This window comes from Sulfurospirillum sp. SCADC, assembly GCF_000743525.1.
Classification (GTDB): domain Bacteria; phylum Campylobacterota; class Campylobacteria; order Campylobacterales; family Sulfurospirillaceae; genus Sulfurospirillum.
The window spans coordinates 1-759 of sequence record NZ_JQGK01000011.1 but is presented as its reverse complement, the minus strand read 5'-3'; the positions used below and the strand labels follow the sequence as shown (position 1 = coordinate 759).

Below are 759 nucleotides of genomic sequence, written 5' to 3'. Positions count from 1 at the left end.
TACAACATGACGCTATACCTAAATATATTTCGGAGAGAACCAGCTATCACGAAGTTTGATTGGCCTTTCACCCCTATCCACAAGTCATCCCGAGACTTTTCAACGTCAATGAGTTCGGTCCTCCACTAGCTCTTACACCAGCTTCAACCTGCTCATGGATAGATCACTTCGCTTCGGGTCTGCAGCATCTGACTAATTCGCCCTATTAAGACTCGCTTTCGCTACGGCTCCGAGTTTTCTTAACCTCGCCAGATACCACAACTCGCAGGCTCATTATGCAAAAGGCAGTCCATCACCCTGATAAATCATAGGGCTCTGAATGATTGTAAGCAAATGGTTTCAGGTTCTATTTCACTCCCCTCACTGGGGTTCTTTTCACCTTTCCCTCACGGTACTGGTTCACTATCGGTCTGTAAGTAGTATTTAGGGTTGGGAGGTGGTCCTCCCGGCTTCAGACAGAATACCACGTGTTCCGCCCTACTCAGGATACTGCTAAGATGAATCTAGATTTCGTATATGGGACTATCACCCGCTATGGTTAACCTTTCCAGGTTACTCTACTACCTATCATCATTCTACAACGCAGTCCTACAACCCCAGATGCAAGCATCTGGTTTGCCCTCTTCCAAGTTCGCTCGCCGCTACTATCGGAATCTCTATTTGATTTCTCTTCCTCTGGCTACTGAGATGTTTCACTTCACCAGGTTCGCTCCCCGCAGGGTAACTGACATTCCTGTCAGCTGGGTTGCCCCATTCGGA

1 rRNA gene (only partly in view) is annotated in these 759 nt (G+C 47.7%); it reads right to left on the bottom strand.

The features are described from left to right. Positions 1 to 759: ribosomal RNA gene (locus tag JU57_RS07970) — 23S ribosomal RNA — on the bottom strand (its annotated part extends 2,002 nt beyond the left edge of the window); the annotation flags it as partial.